This is a genomic window from Sphingobacterium sp. UBA5639, assembly GCF_002421245.1.
Lineage (GTDB): Bacteria > Bacteroidota > Bacteroidia > Sphingobacteriales > Sphingobacteriaceae > Sphingobacterium > Sphingobacterium multivorum.
The window spans coordinates 24,306-42,705 of record NZ_DIJR01000004.1; the positions used below are offsets into that span (position 1 = coordinate 24,306).

General features: G+C 42.5%; 13 protein-coding genes. 4 read left to right on the forward strand and 9 right to left on the reverse strand.

Annotated features, from left to right (window positions below; genetic code table 11):
• Positions 1-16 precede the first annotated feature (16 nt).
• The 7 genes from B4Z90_RS03680 to B4Z90_RS03710 form a co-directional block, all read right to left on the reverse strand.
• Positions 17-1,927 (reverse strand): class II glutamine amidotransferase, encoded by a 1,911-nt coding sequence (locus B4Z90_RS03680; protein ID WP_159333238.1) that lies wholly within the window; start codon positions 1,925-1,927, stop codon positions 17-19.
• Positions 1,928-2,047: 120 nt separating this feature from the next.
• Positions 2,048-3,925 carry an Nramp family divalent metal transporter gene (locus B4Z90_RS03685; protein WP_159333239.1) on the reverse strand — a complete coding sequence of 626 codons (1,878 nt, stop codon included), beginning with the start codon at positions 3,923-3,925 and terminating at the stop codon, positions 2,048-2,050.
• A gap of 84 nt (positions 3,926-4,009) precedes the next feature.
• Positions 4,010-4,612, reverse strand: coding sequence for a 2'-5' RNA ligase family protein (locus B4Z90_RS03690; RefSeq protein ID WP_070563690.1), 603 nt, complete (start codon positions 4,610-4,612; stop codon positions 4,010-4,012).
• Between the two features lie 87 nt (positions 4,613-4,699).
• Positions 4,700-6,655 carry a gamma-glutamyltransferase family protein gene (locus B4Z90_RS03695; protein ID WP_070563693.1) on the reverse strand — a complete coding sequence of 652 codons (1,956 nt, stop codon included), beginning with the start codon at positions 6,653-6,655 and terminating at the stop codon, positions 4,700-4,702.
• A 121-nt stretch (positions 6,656-6,776) separates the two neighbouring features.
• Positions 6,777-8,453, reverse strand: coding sequence for a sodium/sugar symporter (locus B4Z90_RS03700; protein WP_070563696.1), 1,677 nt, complete (start codon positions 8,451-8,453; stop codon positions 6,777-6,779).
• 51 nt (positions 8,454-8,504) lie between these two features.
• Positions 8,505-9,833: a xylose isomerase gene (gene xylA / locus B4Z90_RS03705; RefSeq protein ID WP_070563699.1), complete on the reverse strand. Its 1,329-nt coding sequence runs from the start codon at positions 9,831-9,833 to the stop codon at positions 8,505-8,507.
• Between the two features lies 1 nt (position 9,834).
• Entirely contained in the window at positions 9,835-11,319 is a 1,485-nt protein-coding gene (locus B4Z90_RS03710; protein ID WP_159333240.1) for a xylulokinase, read from the reverse strand.
• Between the two features lie 123 nt (positions 11,320-11,442).
• Between B4Z90_RS03710 and B4Z90_RS03715 the strand changes: the two genes are divergently transcribed.
• The 4 genes from B4Z90_RS03715 to B4Z90_RS03730 are packed head-to-tail and all read left to right on the forward strand — an operon-like array spanning position 11,443 to position 14,561.
• Entirely contained in the window at positions 11,443-12,465 is a 1,023-nt protein-coding gene (locus B4Z90_RS03715; protein ID WP_070563701.1) for a LacI family DNA-binding transcriptional regulator, read from the forward strand.
• A gap of 27 nt (positions 12,466-12,492) precedes the next feature.
• The gene (locus tag B4Z90_RS03720; protein WP_115047419.1) at positions 12,493-13,050 is read left to right on the forward strand and encodes a hypothetical protein; all 558 of its coding nucleotides are present in this window, start codon (positions 12,493-12,495) and stop codon (positions 13,048-13,050) included.
• A 1-nt stretch (position 13,051) separates the two neighbouring features.
• A complete protein-coding gene (locus B4Z90_RS03725) occupies positions 13,052-13,525 on the forward strand; it encodes a hypothetical protein (RefSeq protein WP_115047417.1) in 474 nt (157 codons plus the stop codon).
• Between the two features lie 13 nt (positions 13,526-13,538).
• The gene (locus B4Z90_RS03730) at positions 13,539-14,561 is read left to right on the forward strand and encodes a WD40/YVTN/BNR-like repeat-containing protein (RefSeq protein WP_112375758.1); all 1,023 of its coding nucleotides are present in this window, start codon (positions 13,539-13,541) and stop codon (positions 14,559-14,561) included.
• Between the two features lie 100 nt (positions 14,562-14,661).
• Here B4Z90_RS03730 and B4Z90_RS03735 read toward each other — a convergent pair whose 3' ends face one another.
• On the reverse strand, positions 14,662-16,737 hold the full coding sequence (locus B4Z90_RS03735) for a Na+/H+ antiporter (protein WP_115047415.1): 2,076 nt from the start codon (positions 16,735-16,737) through the stop codon (positions 14,662-14,664).
• 88 nt (positions 16,738-16,825) lie between these two features.
• A complete protein-coding gene (gene glmM / locus B4Z90_RS03740; RefSeq protein WP_070563713.1) occupies positions 16,826-18,208 on the reverse strand; it encodes a phosphoglucosamine mutase in 1,383 nt (460 codons plus the stop codon).
• Between the last annotated feature and the right edge of the window lie 192 nt (positions 18,209-18,400).

The window sequence follows — 18,400 nt, forward strand, 5'->3', positions numbered from 1 at the left end:
TATTATAATTTTGAACTTAGCTGCTGAAATATGCTCTTACATTCTTTCCTTCAATCCAGTTCATATAAGCTTTATTGACAACCTTGTTTCCACCAGGTGTTGGGTAATCACCGGAGAAATACCAATCACCCTTATGATCTGGACAAGCTTTGTGTAAATTATCCAAAGTCTGATAAACTACTTCAAGCTCTGCTTTCAGGTGGTGAGGTCTTACGATTCGGGCGATTTCTTCCGAGATCTCTTCATCAGTAAAAGGTGCGTAGATCGCTTTGACATAATTATCGATATCATGAACATCCTGAGTCATTGATAACACACATTTTTGATAAACTTCATCGATAATATGTGCCATACCACGTTGTTTTAGGAGATTAATTGCGGCTTCGAAAGCGACAAACTCACCCATACGTGACATATCGATACCATAACAATCTGGGTAACGGATCTGAGGCGCAGATGAAACAATCACGATTTTTTTCGGATTCAAACGATCCAGGATCGTTAAAATACTTTGTTTCAATGTTGTTCCCCTAACAATCGAGTCATCAATGGCAACGATCGTATCTTCGTGATCCTTTACAATACCGTAAGTTGTATCGTATACGTGCTGTACCATGTCTGTACGGTCCGCATCTTGCGTAATGAACGTACGTAGTTTAGCGTCCTTCACGTTAAGTTTTTCAAAACGAGGTTTAATACTCAAGATCTCATCCAATTCTTCATCAGAAATTTTTTCTGAGCGATTCAATAAAGTATCTTTTTGAAAATCCCGAACATAGGTATTGATACCATCCATTAAGCCATAGTAAGATACTTCAGCTGTATTTGGAATAAACGAGAATACGGTATTTTTGATATTATTTTTAACAGATTCCAATACCTGAGGTACCAGTAATCTACCCAATTCTTTACGTTCTTGATAGATATCAGCATCTGATCCACGTGAGAAGTAAATACGCTCGAAAGAACAAGAACGTTGTTCTACGGGTTGTCTAAACATCTCTTGGGATACTGTACCATCTTTTTTGGCGATCAGGGCATGGCCTGGTTTAATTTCCTTCACAGCACCAATTGGAATATTGAATGCAGTTTGGATGACCGGTCTTTCCGATGCTACAACCAGGATCTCCTCATCCTGATAATAAAACGCCGGACGGATACCCGCTGGATCGCGCATAACAAAAGCATCACCATGACCAAAGATACCTGCGATGGTGTAACCGCCATCCCAAGTTTTGGCCGAACGCTTCAATATTTTGGTAACATCAATATTTTTAGCAATCAGCGAGCTGATCTCAATATTAGAATGACCTTCTTTTTTGAATTGATCGAAAAGATCTTGGTTCTCATCATCCAAGAAATGGCCAATTTTTTCCAAAACGGTTACGGTGTCCGCTTTTTCTTTTGGATGTTGTCCCAACTCATATAACTGTTGCAACAATTCGTCCACATTGGTCATGTTGAAGTTACCCGCTACCACCAAATTACGAGACATCCAATTGTTTTGTCTTAAAAATGGGTGACAGCTTTCGATGCTGTTCTTTCCATGCGTTCCATAGCGCAAATGTCCTAAAAGTACTTCTCCCGTAAAACTTACGTTATCTTTTAACCATTGCGTATCTTTTGACTCCTCCGGAAATGCTTTCTGAACAGAAGCAAATTTTTTCTGTACATATTCGAATATGTCTGCCACAGCAGTTGAGCCCATTGCTCTGTAACGCGAAATGTAACGATTTCCAGGTTTAACATCAAATTTAATGGTTGCAATTCCAGCCCCGTCTTGTCCACGGTTATGCTGTTTTTCCATTAATAGGTACAATTTGTTGATGCCATAAAATGGCGTACCATATTTTTCCTGATAATAAGATAAGGGTTTTAACAGGCGAATTAGTGCGATTCCGCACTCGTGTTTAATAGCGTCGCTCATATCTTGATTTGATGTCGCAAAAATAAGAATTATTTAGCACTTAGCGATCGCTCCGCTCACTTTTTCAGCAATAAAATTACAGTGAATAGACAGAGGCTCTTTCGAATAGCTCCTTAAGGCCTATTGGGCGATAAAAACAGGGACTTTCACCGCATGTCGCAGCTTGTTAACGGTCTCACCAAAAACAAAATCCTTCACACCACTGTGCCCATGGCTTCCAACAACCAGCAGATCGGCACCGTATTTTTCACATACTTCTGCAATACTCTTGATCCGGTTATTGTATCCCAGTTCATATTCAGTTTGATGTCCTTGCGAAAATAGAAAATCAGCATACAATTTCAGCCGTTCCAAATCCTGACGCGATTCGTAATCATCCGTCGACTCCCCGGTATATTTCACCGATGCACTCTCAACAATATGTACAACGACAAAGGTCGTGTCGTCATGCGACAACTGTAAAGCATATTGAATTACTTTCTGATCTGAATTTGAGAAATCCAACGCGATCACAACTTTCTTAAAAGAGCCCTTATGTTCAAAATGCAATGCCTCGAATGGTGGGTGAACTTCCAGCTCCGTTGGTTTCGATTTGAGTAAAATGGGGTATAATACAGTCATGATAAGCAAGACGAATAAGCCCATCGCCCCCATCAGCAATAATACCGTTACCACAATATTATCGGCTTCACCAATCCAGCCGACCACTTCGTCGTAGACCAATTTAAAATTCAAAACAGCGATAATGGCCGCTATCAGCCAGGCCGCAATTTTTGTTAGCGGTTTAATGGCAAAAGAACCCATCTTGACTTTATCGCTCACAAAATGGATCAGCGGGATGACGGCAAAAGCGAGCTGCATACTCAAGATCACCTGACTAAAGATCAGCAGCTGTCCAACGCGACCTTCACCCGAAATAAGTATCACCAATACAGCCGGGATAATCGCCAAAAGCCGGGTTATAATCCTTCGCAAAGTCGGACTAATCCGCAAGCGAAGGTATCCCTCCATCACAATCTGACCGGCTAGGGTTCCCGTCACCGTTGAGCTCTGTCCGGCAAGAATCAAGGCAACAGCAAACAATTTTGAGGCCCATTCCGTTCCAAGAAGATTGCCCAATAGGTGATAAGCATCTTCAAGTTCGGCAACGTCATGCATACCGTTTTTATGAAAAACAGAGGCTGCAAGAATCAATATCGCGGCATTTACCAAAAAGGCCAGGTTCAAAGCAATGGCGCTATCCCAAAAGTTATACTTGAGCGATTTTCGGATCGAAACCTCATTCCGGTCAATCTTCCGTGTCTGCACAAGAGCCGAGTGCAAATATAGATTATGTGGCATGACGGTTGCACCTATAATGCCTATAGCAATATATAGTGCGGCACTATTCGGGATACTGGGTATAAACCCAGTGGCCACCTCGGCAAAATCCGGTTTCGCCAAAAACATTTCTACCATGAAACACATGCCGATAAGCGCAATCAGGCCAATGATAAAAAGTTCCATTTTCCGCATCCCCAGCTTCTGCAGATAGAGCAATAAGAAGGTATCTGCAAAACTGATCATTACCCCCCAGAGCAGATCAATGCCGAAAAGGAGGTTAAGACCGATTGCCATACCCAAAACCTCCGCCAGGTCACAGGCTGCTATTGCAATTTCAGCAAGTACATAGAGCACAAAATTCATCCGTTTAGGATAGGTTTCCCTGTTACACTGCGCAAGGTCTTTACCGCGTACAATACCTAGACGGGCACATAGATTCTGTAGAACTAGCGCCATGATATTACTCATCAACAGCACCCAAATCAGGGTATACCCAAATTGGCTTCCTCCAGCAAGATCGGTAGCCCAGTTACCTGGATCCATATACCCAACACTAATGAGATAAGCCGGACCAAAGAAACTAAGTATCTTCTTAAATTTGGATTTCCCTTGATTGACATCTACACTTTCATGGATATCAGATAGGGATTTATGATGAGATTCGTCGTAATGCATAAAATACTGTAAGTGCAATATCGTCTATTGTCAGCCTTAAAGATAAAAAGCTTTATATTATTAGGCAATTAAACCGCGATATTATTAGAATTTAAATGCCAGCTGGCCAGAATTTTCCTTCGATTGGTTGCCAAACTGTATAAAATCAATGATCTCATACTGACCTAAATCAGGTTTAAACTGCCGCACATGAACGCCCTTGCACATAAAGCTCAGGTCGACAGACCGCAATTGTTCTTTTGCAATTTCAAGCTGTTCTGGCTCCAGACGTCGTCCAATCGAAATATGGGGTTCGTCGCTAATCTCGATCAAATCAAACTCCGATAAAGTTTGAACAACCTTCCGCGCCCGGTCCTTGAGATAACTGCGGGCATGTACTGTCGGTGCAATATAGAAAGCACCACCGGCAAATGACGAAAAATGATCGAAATAAACATACTGACTACGCTCATAGACCATAGTCTCCTGCAAAGCCTCAATAGCCATTTTCAGTTTACTCCCATCTGCTTCAAAAGCACATATCGTTACATGGGCTTTGGAATTGCAACTGGGATACCAGCCTTTGTTTTTGTCGGGAAACAGTTCGGCTAACGATGCACGTAATCGCCGCTTCAGGCCATCTACCAAGACAATACCAGCTTCATCAGGCTGAAAAACAAACGAATATTTATTGACACTACCCTCCATAACAAAAATCAGTTTCCGATCAGTAGGTAAGATAACAAATACCGCGGAGATAACAAAACCAAAACCTAGCAGCAGGCTAATGACAAACTACCACCCGATGCCATAGTCCTCCCCGTTGTTGCTACTGCCGCCCCAAAGTGTATGGTGCTGCTGGTCGAAATAAATAGCATTGATAGGTCCACTGGTACGATCACCGAGTTGTATGCTATACCCCATTTTCTTTAATTGTTCGATAATTGCTGGTGCTGTATTTTTATCCAATAGAAGGCTACCTGAGCGCGGTTTTCGATCGTCGGTCTTCGTTCCTCCCAGCGATAACCAAAGCTGGTTACTGTTGATATTGGCCGCTTCGCTGGCTTGTTGTGGCGTCATGCCAAACTCGACCATATTCAAGAAAAACTGCAATAGGTTTTGATCCTGTGTATCTCCGCCCTGCACAGCAAAAGAAAGGTAAGGTTTTCCGTTTTTCAACGCCATCGAAGGGGTGAGCGTTACACGCGGTCTTTTCCCCGGCTCGACCACATTGAACGGGTTAATCAACGAATCTAAGACAAAACTCTGCAAACGTTGGCTCATGCCCACCCCGGTATTCCCGGCAATACAGGCAGGGAGCCAACCACCACTTGGTGTGATCGAAACGACCCAACCTTCTTCATCCGCAGCTTCAACGCTTGTGGTTCCCCGCAATAAACGGTCGACATAAGCACTATCCACCGTTAAAGATGCCAAAAGAGCTTTTTTTGGCAATTCCGTTCGCGACGAACTTGAGCGTGCGTCATGTTTAGGGACAAAATCATTTTTCAGCTCCGTATGTGGCGTAAACTCTTTCTTACGCTGCTCAAGTAACGAAAGATACGGATTCTGCTTACCTTCGTAGGGATAAGGGTCTCCGGGAAGTACATTCGGGTTATTTTGCTTAAGATCAATGGTTGCGGCCCTAGTCTTGGCATAGGACTCATTCAAAAGGCCTTGAATTGGTGTCTTAGGTTTACCGTAGGGATCACCGTAATAAAAATCCCGATCGGCAAAGGCCAAGTTCATAACCTGATAGAGTGTATGAATATAAGAAGCAGAATTATAACCCATTGCCTTTAGATCGAAGTTTTTCAGCAACTGCAAACTCTGTAGCATGGCTGGTCCCTGTGTCCATTCTTGTAATTTATACACGTCAACGCCCTTATAATTGACATGCAATGGTTCCTCCTCAATGGGTTTCCAATTGGCTAAGTCTGCTTTCGTGATTAAGCCACCTTGCTCCTTACTGCCACGGACAAATTCATCTGCAATATCGCCGGTATAAAACCGGTCATAAGCAGCCATGATTGCAGCTTTCCGGTCTTTTCCCGCCGCAAGAGCCTGCTTTTCGGCTTCTACCAATTTGGACAGGGTCTTATGCAGATCCTGCTGCACGAAAACCTCTCCCGCCTCGGGAGCTTCCCAGGATTTACCATCATGTACTAAAAACACCTTTTTACTGTATGGCCATTCTTTAATGCGCTCTTTGCCACGTTCAATACTCGTTGCAGTTTGCGCATCAATCGGGTACCCTGCAGCCATTTCAAGAGCAGGAGCTAATACTTCTGCTAGACTTTTCGTTCCATAATGAGCCAACATATAGCACAAACCGCCGGGTGTACCCGGTGTGACAGCAGCAAGAGGACCATATTCTGGTGGAAATTCGTAGCCCTTTGATCTAAAAAAATCGACTGTCGCTCCACTGGGTGCTACCCCCAAAGCATTTATCGCAATGACCTTCTTTAGTTTCGGATGATAAATTAACGCTTGCGTCTCTCCGCCCCAACTCAGTACATCCCACATCGTACAGGTTGCTGCGAGCATTGCACAAGCAGCGTCCACCGCATTTCCCCCTTGTTGAAATAGCTGGGCACCCGCTGTTGCCGCCAAGGGCTTACCCGTAATAGCCATCCAATGTTTTCCATGTAAAGGTGGTTTCTGTGTACGCTGGGCGGAACTCAGCATCGGCGTACAGGTAGTGAGCAATCCAAACAGCGTCATCAGTAGCAAGGGGGATCTTCTTTTCATAGCAGCAATCTTTCGTTAAGCAATGGTTTTAGTAAAACCAAGATAGGTATTTTTAAAACAAACAAAAAACTCCCATCAACCGAGATTGATAGGAGTTTTTAAAATCTTATTTGCTATTGGATTACCAATAAATAGAATATAATGCTGTAACCAATAGCGCTACGATCAATGCAATGACCAAAAACGCCCGGTGTGGTTTAAACATCGTGGTATCAACTTCCAATCCAGCTGGCACGACACCACGCTTATTGTCGACAATACTGATGAGAATCATACCGATAATACAGATCACGAAGACGAATCCCATTCTATCCAAAAATGGAATTTCGTAGACTCCTGTTGTTGGATTTGGAACAGAGAAACCTGTCGATGACAAGAATGACAGATCGACCCAATCCGGCAATTTTTTGAAGATGATGGAGAAAATAAAACCTCCAATTGTTGCAAACAAAGCCGCATTTGAAGTTGCTTTCTTCCAGAAGAATCCTAAAATGAACATCGCAAAAATACCTGGAGATACAAAACCCGTATATTCTTGAATATATTGGAATCCACCTTTTTTATCAATACCCAAATGTGGAGCAATCAGCACACCCAAAATCATGGCAACCACAACAGTTAGCTTGCCGATATTGACCAATTTCTTATCCGATGCTTCTGTATTGAATACTTTTTTATAAATATCCAAGGAGAAGATTGTTGCGATACTGTTTGCTTTACCTGCCAAAGAAGCGACCACTGCAGCTGTTAATGCCGCAAAAGACAAGCCTTTTAAACCTGCTGGCAATAAATTCAACAAAACTGGATAAGCGTGGTCAGGGTTTACCTCACCATGTTGCATCATTTCATTTTGAAACAAGCCATCTTTCCACATGACATAGGCTGCAATACCCGGCAACACGACAATGATAGGCATTAATAACTTCAGAAATGCGGCAAACAAGATACCATTTCTCGCGGTTTTCAAATCTGCTCCAAGCGCGCGTTGCGTGATGTATTGATTACACCCCCAGTAATTCAAATTAACGATCCACATACCGCCAATCAATACGGTTAGCCCCGGTAAATCGAGATAGTTCTCATTTTTACGATCCAGAATCATATGAAAGTGGTCGGAAGCTTTTTCGGTCATCAAGTGATAGCCTTCCAGTACTCCTGAGCCACCATAGTGCTCTGAAACGAGGTTCAAGGCTAGGTAAGTGGTCGCCAAACCACCCAATACCAAAAAGAAAACCTGAATAATATCCGTATAACCGATTACTTTCATTCCCCCCAATGTAATGATCACAGCAAAAATCGCAATGGCATACATACAGGCATCCAGACTGATACCGGAAATACTACTTACCGCAATGGCTCCCAAATAGAGGATAGAAGTCAAATTGACGACAACATACAGCAGTAACCAGAAAACGGCCATGATCATCGCAACAGTTCCATTATATCGTTTATGGAGAAACTGTGGCATCGTAAAGATCTTGTTCTTTAAGTATACCGGGATAAAAAATACCGCAACGACAATCAGTGTAATGGCAGCCATCCACTCGTAAGTCGCAATAGCCAATCCCATCTTAAATCCGGAACCGCTCATACCGATAAATTGCTCGGCCGAAATATTGGACGCAATAAGTGAAGCTCCGATAGCCCACCAAGTCAATGACCCCTCAGCCAAAAAATAGTCTTTGGAACCTACAGATTCAGATTTCTTGCGATAATACACCCATAATCCATAACCTGCTACAATAACAAAGTAGATCAGGAAAACGATGTAATCTTTTGTGCTTAAATAATTATTCATGTATTGGTAATTGGTTTAATTTGATCGCCTAATATAGAAATATTTTTAGAACTATATATATCTATTAACCAAATTTTCTAAATACTCCTGTTTACCACTAATCGTTTTCGGCTCACCTAATTCCACTGCTAAATCCCTTAAGTTCTCCAGGGTCAATGTCAATTCTTCAAATGATGCACCATGGCCTGTATCAAAAGAAGCATAACGATCGGCCCGTATTTTTTTGTAATCCGAGTCTTGCAAGATACGATCTGCCGTAATAAGCGCGCGTGCAAAAAGATCCATACCACCGATATGTGCATAAAACAAATCTTCAGGATCTGTCGAGTTGCGGCGTATTTTGGCATCAAAATTCACACCTCCACCTTGGAATCCACCACCTTCTAAAATAATCAACATGGCTTCGGTCAATTCATTAATATCATTCGGAAATTGATCCGTATCCCATCCATTTTGATAATCACCACGGTTAGCATCAATGGAGCCCAATTTACCTGCATCTACAGCAACCTGTAGCTCATGCTGGAACGTATGTCCGGCCAATGTCGCATGGTTTACCTCTAAATTTAATTTAAAATCTTCCAAAAGATTATACTGACGCAGGAAGCCCAGCACAGTAGCCGCATCATAATCGTATTGATGTTTTGTAGGCTCACATGGTTTCGGCTCGATAAAGAAAGTTCCTTTGAAACCATTTTTGCGGGCATAATCCTTGGCCATATGTAAAAACTGTGCAAGATGTTCCTGCTCACGCTTCATATTGGTATTTAAAAGGCTCATATACCCCTCTCTTCCACCCCAGAACACATAATTTTCACCACCAAGAGCAATCGTTGCGTCCAAGGCTGCCTTTACCTGTGCGCCACCATGTGCAAGAACATGAAAATCAGGGTTAGTTGCAGCTCCATTCATATAGCGTTTATGGCTAAAAAGGTTGGCTGTTCCCCAAAGCAATTTTATACCGCTTTCCTGTTGTTTTTCCTTCGCATAATCAACGATAGTTGACAGACGTTTTTCATTTTCAACCACATTATCCGAATAATCAACTAAGTCCACATCATGAAAGCAATAATAGGGTATGTTTATTTTACTAATAAATTCGAATGCTGCATCCATTTTATCTTTTGCCCTCGTGATTACGTCGTTGCTTTCATCCCATGGAAATTGATGTGTCGGTCCGCCAAATGGATCAGATCCGTTACCGTTGAAAGAATGCCAGTATGAACAGGCAAATTTAAAATACTCTTCCATGGTCTTGCCACCAACAATTTGTTTTGGATTATAATAACGGAAAGCCAATGGATTTGTGCTGTCTTTTCCTTCGAATTGAATTTGGCCAACGCCCTTGAAAAATTCCTTTTTCCCTTTGATAATATTCATCTTATTTGTTATTTATTTGTTTGTTTAATAATTCCTTCCATTGCTGATAGTGCTCCTCATATTGCGCTACAAATTGAGGTTCCACTGTATACACGGGTTTCAAAGAACGAAAAGCTTCTGTAAAATCGGCATAATACCCACTTCCTATACCTGCTCCAAGAGCGGCACCAATACTGCCATCATGATTAAAGATTTCTACAGGAACGTCAGTGGCCCCCACAAATGACTCCCTGAAAACGGAGCTCAAGAATAAATTCGCATAACCTGCACGAATCATATTTGGATGCAGATTATTTTCGCGCATGATATCCAAACCATAGCGGAAGGCATAGGCAATACCTTCCTGTATAGCACGCAGCATATCGCTTGTCTCATGCCTATTCAAATCTATCGCTGAAATTGAAGCCCCAACGGTTTGGTTGTTGAGCATCCGTTCGGCACCGTTGCCGAATGGGACAACCTGTAATCCTTTGCTACCGATAGGAGATGCGCCAGCCATCGCATTAATCTGCTCATAAGACAAATCGTGGCCCATCAAACGTCTCCCCCAGCTATTCATAATCCCTGTTCCATTTATACAGAGCAATACCCCTGTCCGGATATCATTCTCCTGATAATTCACATGGGCAAATGTATTGACGCGCGATTCACGGTCTGCAATCAACTGGTCGCTCACCCCATAGATAACCCCTGAAGTGCCCGCGGTCGCGGCAACTTCCCCGGGTTGAAGGACATTGAGGGAAAGTGCGTTATTGGGCTGATCACCAGCTTTATAATTGATAGTCACTGTGCCAGAGAGGCCAAGCTCCTCGGCAACAGCTGTTTTAATCTGTCCATGGGTCGAAAACACGGGTAAGATCTCAGGAATAAGATGATCCTCAAAGCCATAATAATCCATGATGGTATCCGACAGCTTATTGTTTTTGAAATCCCAAAATATTCCCTCAGACAAGGCTGATATGGAAGTTGTCACCTGTCCCGAAAGTTTCATGGCGATAAAATCGCCCGGCAGCATGATCTTATCTATTTTTTCATAGATCGCCGGTTCATTAGCCTTCACCCAAGCCAGCTTAGACGCCGTAAAATTCCCCGGAGAATTCAAGTGATGGCTCAGATTAAAAGATCTTCCGATTTCATCGAAAGCAGCATTCCCTATTTCTACAGCCCTGCTATCGCACCAGATAATTGCATTTCGCAACACGTTCTGATCTTTATCGACGATAACTAAGCCGTGCATCTGATAGGCAATACCAATGGCGGAAATCGCTTTGGGATCGTATAACCCTAACGCATTTGCCTTCAATAAAGCCTGTTTAAAGTAGTCCCACCAATCGAGCGGGTTTTGTTCAGCCCAATTGGGCTCCACCGTTATAATGGGAGCTTCTACGTCCGGATATTGCACCGAGCAAACCTTGCGTTGCGAAGATGCCTCAACAATCGAAACCTTTACGGAAGAAGTACCTACGTCTATACCTAATAAATACATGGTAATTAATTGAAACTGGTTATTTTAAAACAAAGGCGGAAACAAACATTGCAACCGGTTGCATAAAAGTAGGATATGTTTCTGAATTATCAAAATATTAAATAAAATTATTTACTTTGGAGCGTGAATAAAAAAACGACAATTTACGATATTGCCCGTGCGCTTGGAGTGACAGTCTCTACCGTATCGCGCGCATTGAATAATGTGCCTACGATCAGCGAGGCGACACGCAAGCTTGTGCTTGATAAAGCAAAGGAATTAAATTATAGTGTCAATAAGCTAGCGTCCTCCCTTTCCTCGGGCAAGTCCAATACAATTGGAGTCATCGTACCGACCATGCAAATTCATTTTTTTGCAGAGGCGGTACATAGTATTGAAAAAGAGTTAAAAAAACACAATTATAGTCTATTGCTTTATCAATCGAATGAATCTTTTGAGGATGAAGTTAATGGCGTGAAGACTTTACTGGAAGCCCAGGTGGACGGCATTATTGCTTCGTTGTCGCTAGAAACGCAGGAAACCCAGCATTTTCAGGAAGTGATCAATCAGCGCAAATGTTTGGTTATTTTTGACCGTACGCATAAAAATATTCCTGCTCCCGTGGTCAAACTTGATGATTTTAAAGCAGGCTACCTCGCAACACAGCATTTACTTGAACAGGGCTACAAAAATATTGCCTTTATCACAACGGATAAAGAAATAGCGATTTTTCAGGATCGTTTCCATGGTTTCGAAGCCGCCCTAAAAGACGCGCAGATTTCCCCGCAGAAGGACTTTATTATTCGCGGCGACTTATCCATTGAAGCCGGTATCAAAGGAACCGAACAGATTCTAAAATCTGCAATCCAACCTGACGCCTTTATTGGTGGCGATGACTTTACAGCTGTCGGGATAATACAAGCATTAAAAACTGCAAATATTGCTATTCCAACAACTGGTGTGATCGGTTTTGCAAACCAGACCTTTTCTTCTTTTATCACGCCCACACTGTCAAGTATCGACCAGCAGGCCAACAAAATGGGCGAAGAATGTGCTAAGCTCTTTCTGAAAATGGTCAAACAAAAAAGTCCATACGAAGCAATCGAACAGATTGTTCTTGACCCTATATTGATAAAAAGAAAATCTACCAATAGAATAGACAAATAATCAGTACCTTTGCCTAAATTTATTTAAATGCAAGCCCGGCAGAAATTTAGGATAATAAGCATCTGTTTATTATTTGTCATTCAGGCCCTTTTTTTAGTGGCCATCTTTGTAGAAAACACACATTCTTATATTGTATTGGCTTTTATCGGCCTACTGTCCTTACTGATCTTATACAGTTACCTCAAGTCGCCCATTCATCATCACAGGCATGAATATGAATCGATTAAAATTGCTATTTGGGTACCTGTAGGAGCGATTGCATCCTACTATTTCAATCAGATTTTCGGTTTGGGCCCTGTGTTGGGCGCAGCACTGACAGGTACCATAGCCTCTTTCATTCCAAATATCAACAAAAATTCGACTTATCTGCCCCACCTTCCAGCAGCAATTTATTGCGGCGCATTTGTAGGAATGTCCAATGCACAGGTGGCTCATGGGTTCTCTTTTATTTTAGCAGCGAGTATTTTTACAGCGATCTTTCTGATTGTATCGAAAAGTTTATTAAATGGTGTCGGCGGTAAACTAGGCACATTGGCCTTTCTTGGTGTTTCACTGACTTACCTCCTTTTATATATTTTTAAGTAATATGGAAACATTCATTTTATACCTAGTTGGCACCATCGGGAGCACGGCGACATACTATGTCAACACCAAGTTTCACCAAGGGGCAGTACGTTCGTCGGCATTGCTGACCTTACTTGTTGCAGGTTTTCTACATTTCTTCCCACAAAGTGTTTCTCCTTATCTCGCACAGTACATTCCCCCTATTTTTATAGGCGCGTCATTTATAGGCATGGTCTCCAAAAACCAGTTATCAACCTATTTCGGTTTGGCTCTAGCTGGCGCTATTTTCACGACAATACTGCTCAATACCAGTAAATTTTTTACTGGTTATGGCGGAGCCCTCGGCACTTCCGCCTGCATCGCGCTGTTGGTCGTACTGAGCATTCCTTATTTTAAATCACCACGGAAAATGACCGTTGGATTTCTTCAGCTCCGCAAAACAATCTTAAAAAAACAAGGAAAAGTTTCAAAAAGACGAGTAGATTTGTTTAAATAAAAAGTATAACCACATGAAACCTTTATTTCTTGCCCTTATTATCCAAATCTTTCTCCTGAGCCATTTGAGTGCTCAACAAGCAAAAATTAACATCGTAAATCAAGAACGAAATAGCAGCTACAGAGGTTTAAGTGTAGTTGATGATACAACTCTATGGGTAAGCGGAAGCAATGGGACAGTTGGGCTCAGCACCGATGCTGGAAAAAACTGGCAGTGGGTCAATCCAATTGGCTACGAAAAAACAGATTTTAGGGATATCGAAGCATTTGATGAGCATGAAGCCTTAATTATATCGGCCGGTTCCCCTGCCATTATCTTAAGCACACAGGATGGTGGTCGAAGCTGGAAAGAAGTATTCAATGACAAGCGGCCCGAAATATTTTATGACGGTTTTGCTTTTACATCAAAAGGGGTCGGCATTGCCTTTGGCGACGCCATTCAGGGAAAAATGCCGCTATTGAAAAGCACCGATTTCGGAAGGTCCTGGAAAGATATATCCCCGAATATGCACTTTACCATTACCGATGGCGAGGCCGGTTTTGCAGCCAGTGGAACATCAATATATTGCGATAACAGCGGAACATATTGGATTGCCACAGGTGGGACAGTTTCCAATATCTACAGCAGCAAGGATCAGGGTAACACATGGCAACGTTACAGCTGCCCCATCATTCAGGGCACAAATAGCACCGGCCCTTTTTCTGTCGCATTTAACACATCAAAAACGGGTATTGTCGTCGGTGGCGATTATAAGGCGGATAAAAACAAAGACAAAAATAGCCTGCTAACCAACGATGGCGGCAAAACATGGTCTGCACCACAGACAGCACCCGCTGGCTTTAAGTCGGCCGTTATTTATCTTTCAAAAAAACAGCTGATCAGCACGGGCACTTCGGGTACAGACCTATCGAATGACGGCGGAAAAAACTGGACGCCTATTGGAAAGGAAAGTTTCAATGCCGTCCAAAAGGCAAAAAAAGGTCGAGCGATATTTTTAGTGGGCGATAAAGGCAAAATAGCGAATTTAGCATTATAAGCTAAATTCGCTATTTCCTGCAACACTACACACTATTTTTTGCAGCACTGTGCCGCTAGGTTTTGTCGTCCAAAACCGAGATTTACGCACTTATAAATAACTACTTACGCGACAAACGCGATTCCTCCAAATCCAGGGAATACTCGATCTCTTTAATGACATCGCTGTCAAAAGCCTTGCTTTCCTTGATCTTGTACAGACCATCACGACGCAGCGCCAAAAGTTCCAGCATAATTTTATTATAGAGCCCCCTTACTGCCGAAAGCTGCGCGCGCGTATCCTCTTCTTTCGCTCGTTCGGATGCATTTACGCTTCGGATAATCTGCTCTTTGACGCGAGCGATGGTCTCATGTTCCAGCATTTCTTTTGCATAATGTTTATCCAGATATGCAATAGATTCTTTGCCAAGCCGTACACGGATCTCATCAATTTGCTCTTCCATTGAAGCTTGCTCGTCGACTTCCTCAATTTTTATCAATTTAATCAACAAAGGCAATGTAAGCCCCTGAAAAACGAGTGTTACCAAAATAACCACAAACGTAATGAACAAAATCAGATTTCGGTGCGGGAAGGCCGTTCCATCGTATAAAGTCAATGGAATCGCTAATGCTGACGCCAAAGAAACCACGCCTCTCATCCCGGCCCAGCCAACGACCAGGGGCAGTTGCCACCCCGGACTCTTTTCCTTGATGCGAACCCGTTTAAATAATATTCTGGGAACAAAAGCCGAAAGATAAACGGCGATTAAGCGTAAAACAATAACAATTACACAGATCGCCAAGGCATAATCAATAGCTTCCTCCATGGAGTATTCACCCAATCCATTGATGATCACCGGAAGCTCAAGTCCAATTAAAATAAAAACAAATCCATTTAATAGAAAGCCCACTGTCGCCCAAACCTCCTTCGTCTGGATGCGCGTATGGTAGTTGAGGTAATCGCCTGCCCGGAAGGAAAGAAACAATCCACCACTAACCACCGCCAAGACCCCCGACCATTCAAAATGCTCCGCAACAATATACATCAGGTAAGGTGCGATGAGGGTAATGGGTGTTGAAATACTGGACGATTTCGCGACATAGCGTAAGAAAATATAGAGGATGTGACCTATAACCAAACCAACTACAACACCCATGACTGATAACATCAGAAACTGTGTCGTCGCATTGCTCATTACGAACTGACCAGTAAGAATCGCGATGGATGCAAATCTAAAGACAGTCAATGAGGCCGCATCATTGACCAGGCTTTCTCCTTCCAATATTGCAATTCCCCGTTTAGGAATACTTACCCCCTTCAGGACAGAACTCGCGGCCACGGCATCTGGGGGAGAGATAATCCCACCCAGTAAAAAGCCCAGCGCTAAGGTAAACCCAGGAATAATACTGACCGAAAAGTAGGCAATGGCCAATGATGTGAAAAAGACTAAACCAAAGCCCATGATGAAAATAGACCGTCGCCACTTTAGAAAATTCCCCCAATTGGTATACCAGGCTGCTTCGAAAAGCAAAGGTGGCAAAAACACCATAAATACGATATCGGGATCAACACTAATAACCGGCGCGCCCGGAATCAGCGAAATCACCAGTCCGCCAATAACCAGCAGAATGGGGTAAGAGATTTTTAAGCGTTGACTCAGCACAAATAACATGGCCATAAAGAAAAACAGCACCATAACCAATAAGAGGTTGCTGTGAATTTTTTCACCGGCCTTCCCGCCCACGGTAGACTTAACATCCTGATAGGGAACCGACATGGACATGCTGTATTGACGAATCTTCCATTCATTATCCAGCTTACTTAATACCCCCACGCCACGAAAAGACTTGGTATTGATCTTAAAAGATTCATCAAACCACGCTGTCGTACTATCTGCATTAAAGCTGATATGCCGCTTATCATAGGTGTAGGTCCAGGCATTTTTTGGATTGAAATATTGATCGGTGAACTTCTCTGCATGTGCTTTATCCCACCTTTCATCATGATCAGTACCCAAAATAACGCCATCTGAAGCAATAACATTCAAAAACGGGCCATACTTTACCTCGCCCGAGGTTTTGTGCCAACGGTCTAACAGCCCATTGATTTCGTCCATTGGCTGCTGGGCATTTGTCGGAAAGACAAATAAGATTAAACTAAGAAAACAATACGTACCTAAAATGATCTTTCTAATCATACATTATAAAACTTCGTAATCGCTCAGACAATACGCTTTCGCTGAGATCAGTCTTAAAACAAAAAGCTGCGTATGCAGCTTTTTGTTTTTATTTAATTATTTCTTCAATTTCGCTGATAATCCGCTGCGCGATCTGCTCAGCAGCTTCAGGCGTAGGTCCCTCCGAGTAAATCCGAATAATCGGTTCGGTATTCGATTTACGCAAATGCACCCATTCATTTTCAAAGTCTATTTTCAAGCCATCGATTGTCGAATGGTCTTCATGCTTATATTTTTCCTCCATTTTGGCCAATAGGTTGTCAATGTCCAATTCCGGAGTCAGCGTGATCTTGTTTTTTGACATAAAGTATTGCGGCAAAGAAGCACGATATTCGGAGGCTTTTTTACCAAGCTTAGCCAAATGTGTCAAGAAGATGGCCACGCCTACCAGCGCATCACGGCCATAATGAGATGCCGGGTAGATAACACCACCGTTTCCTTCTCCGCCAATGACAGCATCGACTTCTTTCATCTTTGTAACCACGTTGACTTCGCCCACAGCCGCCGCATAGTACTCGCCACCATGTGCTTTAGTCACATCACGTAGTGCGCGTGTAGAAGATAAATTGGAAACGGTATTTCCTTTTTTATGCTGCAATAAATAGTCCGCTACGGCAACTAGGGTATATTCTTCACCAAATAGCTCGCCATCCTCCATCATAAAGACCAATCGATCTACATCCGGATCTACGGCAATCCCTAAATCAGCTTTGTGTTCAATAACCGCAGCCGATAGATCCGTCAAATTCTCTTTCAATGGTTCTGGATTATGCGGGAATTGACCATTTGGCTCACAATGGATTTTAAAGATTGTCTGTACACCAAGTGCATCCAATAAGGCAGGTATAAATGTACCACCGGTACTGTTGACTGCATCCAAAGCAACTTTAAAATTAGCCGCTTTGATGGCTTCTTTATCCACATATTCCAGTGCCAACACAGCGTCTACATGTTTCTGTAAGTATGAATAATCTTTATGAACTTGTCCCAGTTCTTCCACTTCGGAAAAATCAAAGTCTAAGGATTCACCAAGGGCCAATACTTCTTGCCCTTCAGCATCTGAAATGAATTCACCCTTTGCATTTAATAACTTTAGTGCGTTCCATTGACCGGGGTTGTGTGAAGCAGTCAAAATAATACCACCCGCTGCTTTTTCCATCGGTACGGCAATCTCTACCGTTGGCGTTGTTGCAAGACCCAGGTCAACCACATCAACACCGATGCTTTGTAGGGTTCCAATCACCAAATTACTTACCATCTCACCAGAAACACGCGCATCTCTTCCGACAACAATTTTTTTGATACCACTCTGCTTAACAATTATTTTGCCATAAGCAGCTGTAAACTTAACGATATCTATTGGGGTAAGTGCCTCTCCAGCACGTCCGCCGATCGTACCTCGTATTCCTGATATTGATTTAATTAAAGTCATTTCTTTTGAATTGATTAACGTGTAAATTTAGCACAATGGCAATAAAATATCGAATTAAAATTATAATTAATGAATATTTAACGTATATTTGTTGCAACAAAGTTGTTTTTAAAAGAAACAACCGTTTGCAATGAAATTATTTTTACTTTTGAAAAGTGAGTTTTTAAAGTTTGGGAATTTCATTGTCATCAG

Coding starts and splice junctions, on each gene's coding strand:
- B4Z90_RS03680 (WP_159333238.1), bottom strand. CDS start 1,927: ATGAGCGACGCTATTAAACACGAGTGCGGAATCGCACTAATTCGCCTG.
- B4Z90_RS03685 (WP_159333239.1), bottom strand. CDS start 3,925: ATGCATTACGACGAATCTCATCATAAATCCCTATCTGATATCCATGAA.
- B4Z90_RS03690 (WP_070563690.1), bottom strand. CDS start 4,612: ATGGAGGGTAGTGTCAATAAATATTCGTTTGTTTTTCAGCCTGATGAA.
- B4Z90_RS03695 (WP_070563693.1), bottom strand. CDS start 6,655: ATGAAAAGAAGATCCCCCTTGCTACTGATGACGCTGTTTGGATTGCTC.
- B4Z90_RS03700 (WP_070563696.1), bottom strand. CDS start 8,453: ATGAATAATTATTTAAGCACAAAAGATTACATCGTTTTCCTGATCTAC.
- xylA (WP_070563699.1), bottom strand. CDS start 9,833: ATGAATATTATCAAAGGGAAAAAGGAATTTTTCAAGGGCGTTGGCCAA.
- B4Z90_RS03710 (WP_159333240.1), bottom strand. CDS start 11,319: ATGTATTTATTAGGTATAGACGTAGGTACTTCTTCCGTAAAGGTTTCG.
- B4Z90_RS03720 (WP_115047419.1), top strand. CDS start 12,493: ATGCAAGCCCGGCAGAAATTTAGGATAATAAGCATCTGTTTATTATTT.
- B4Z90_RS03725 (WP_115047417.1), top strand. CDS start 13,052: ATGGAAACATTCATTTTATACCTAGTTGGCACCATCGGGAGCACGGCG.
- B4Z90_RS03730 (WP_112375758.1), top strand. CDS start 13,539: ATGAAACCTTTATTTCTTGCCCTTATTATCCAAATCTTTCTCCTGAGC.
- B4Z90_RS03735 (WP_115047415.1), bottom strand. CDS start 16,737: ATGATTAGAAAGATCATTTTAGGTACGTATTGTTTTCTTAGTTTAATC.
- glmM (WP_070563713.1), bottom strand. CDS start 18,208: ATGACTTTAATTAAATCAATATCAGGAATACGAGGTACGATCGGCGGA.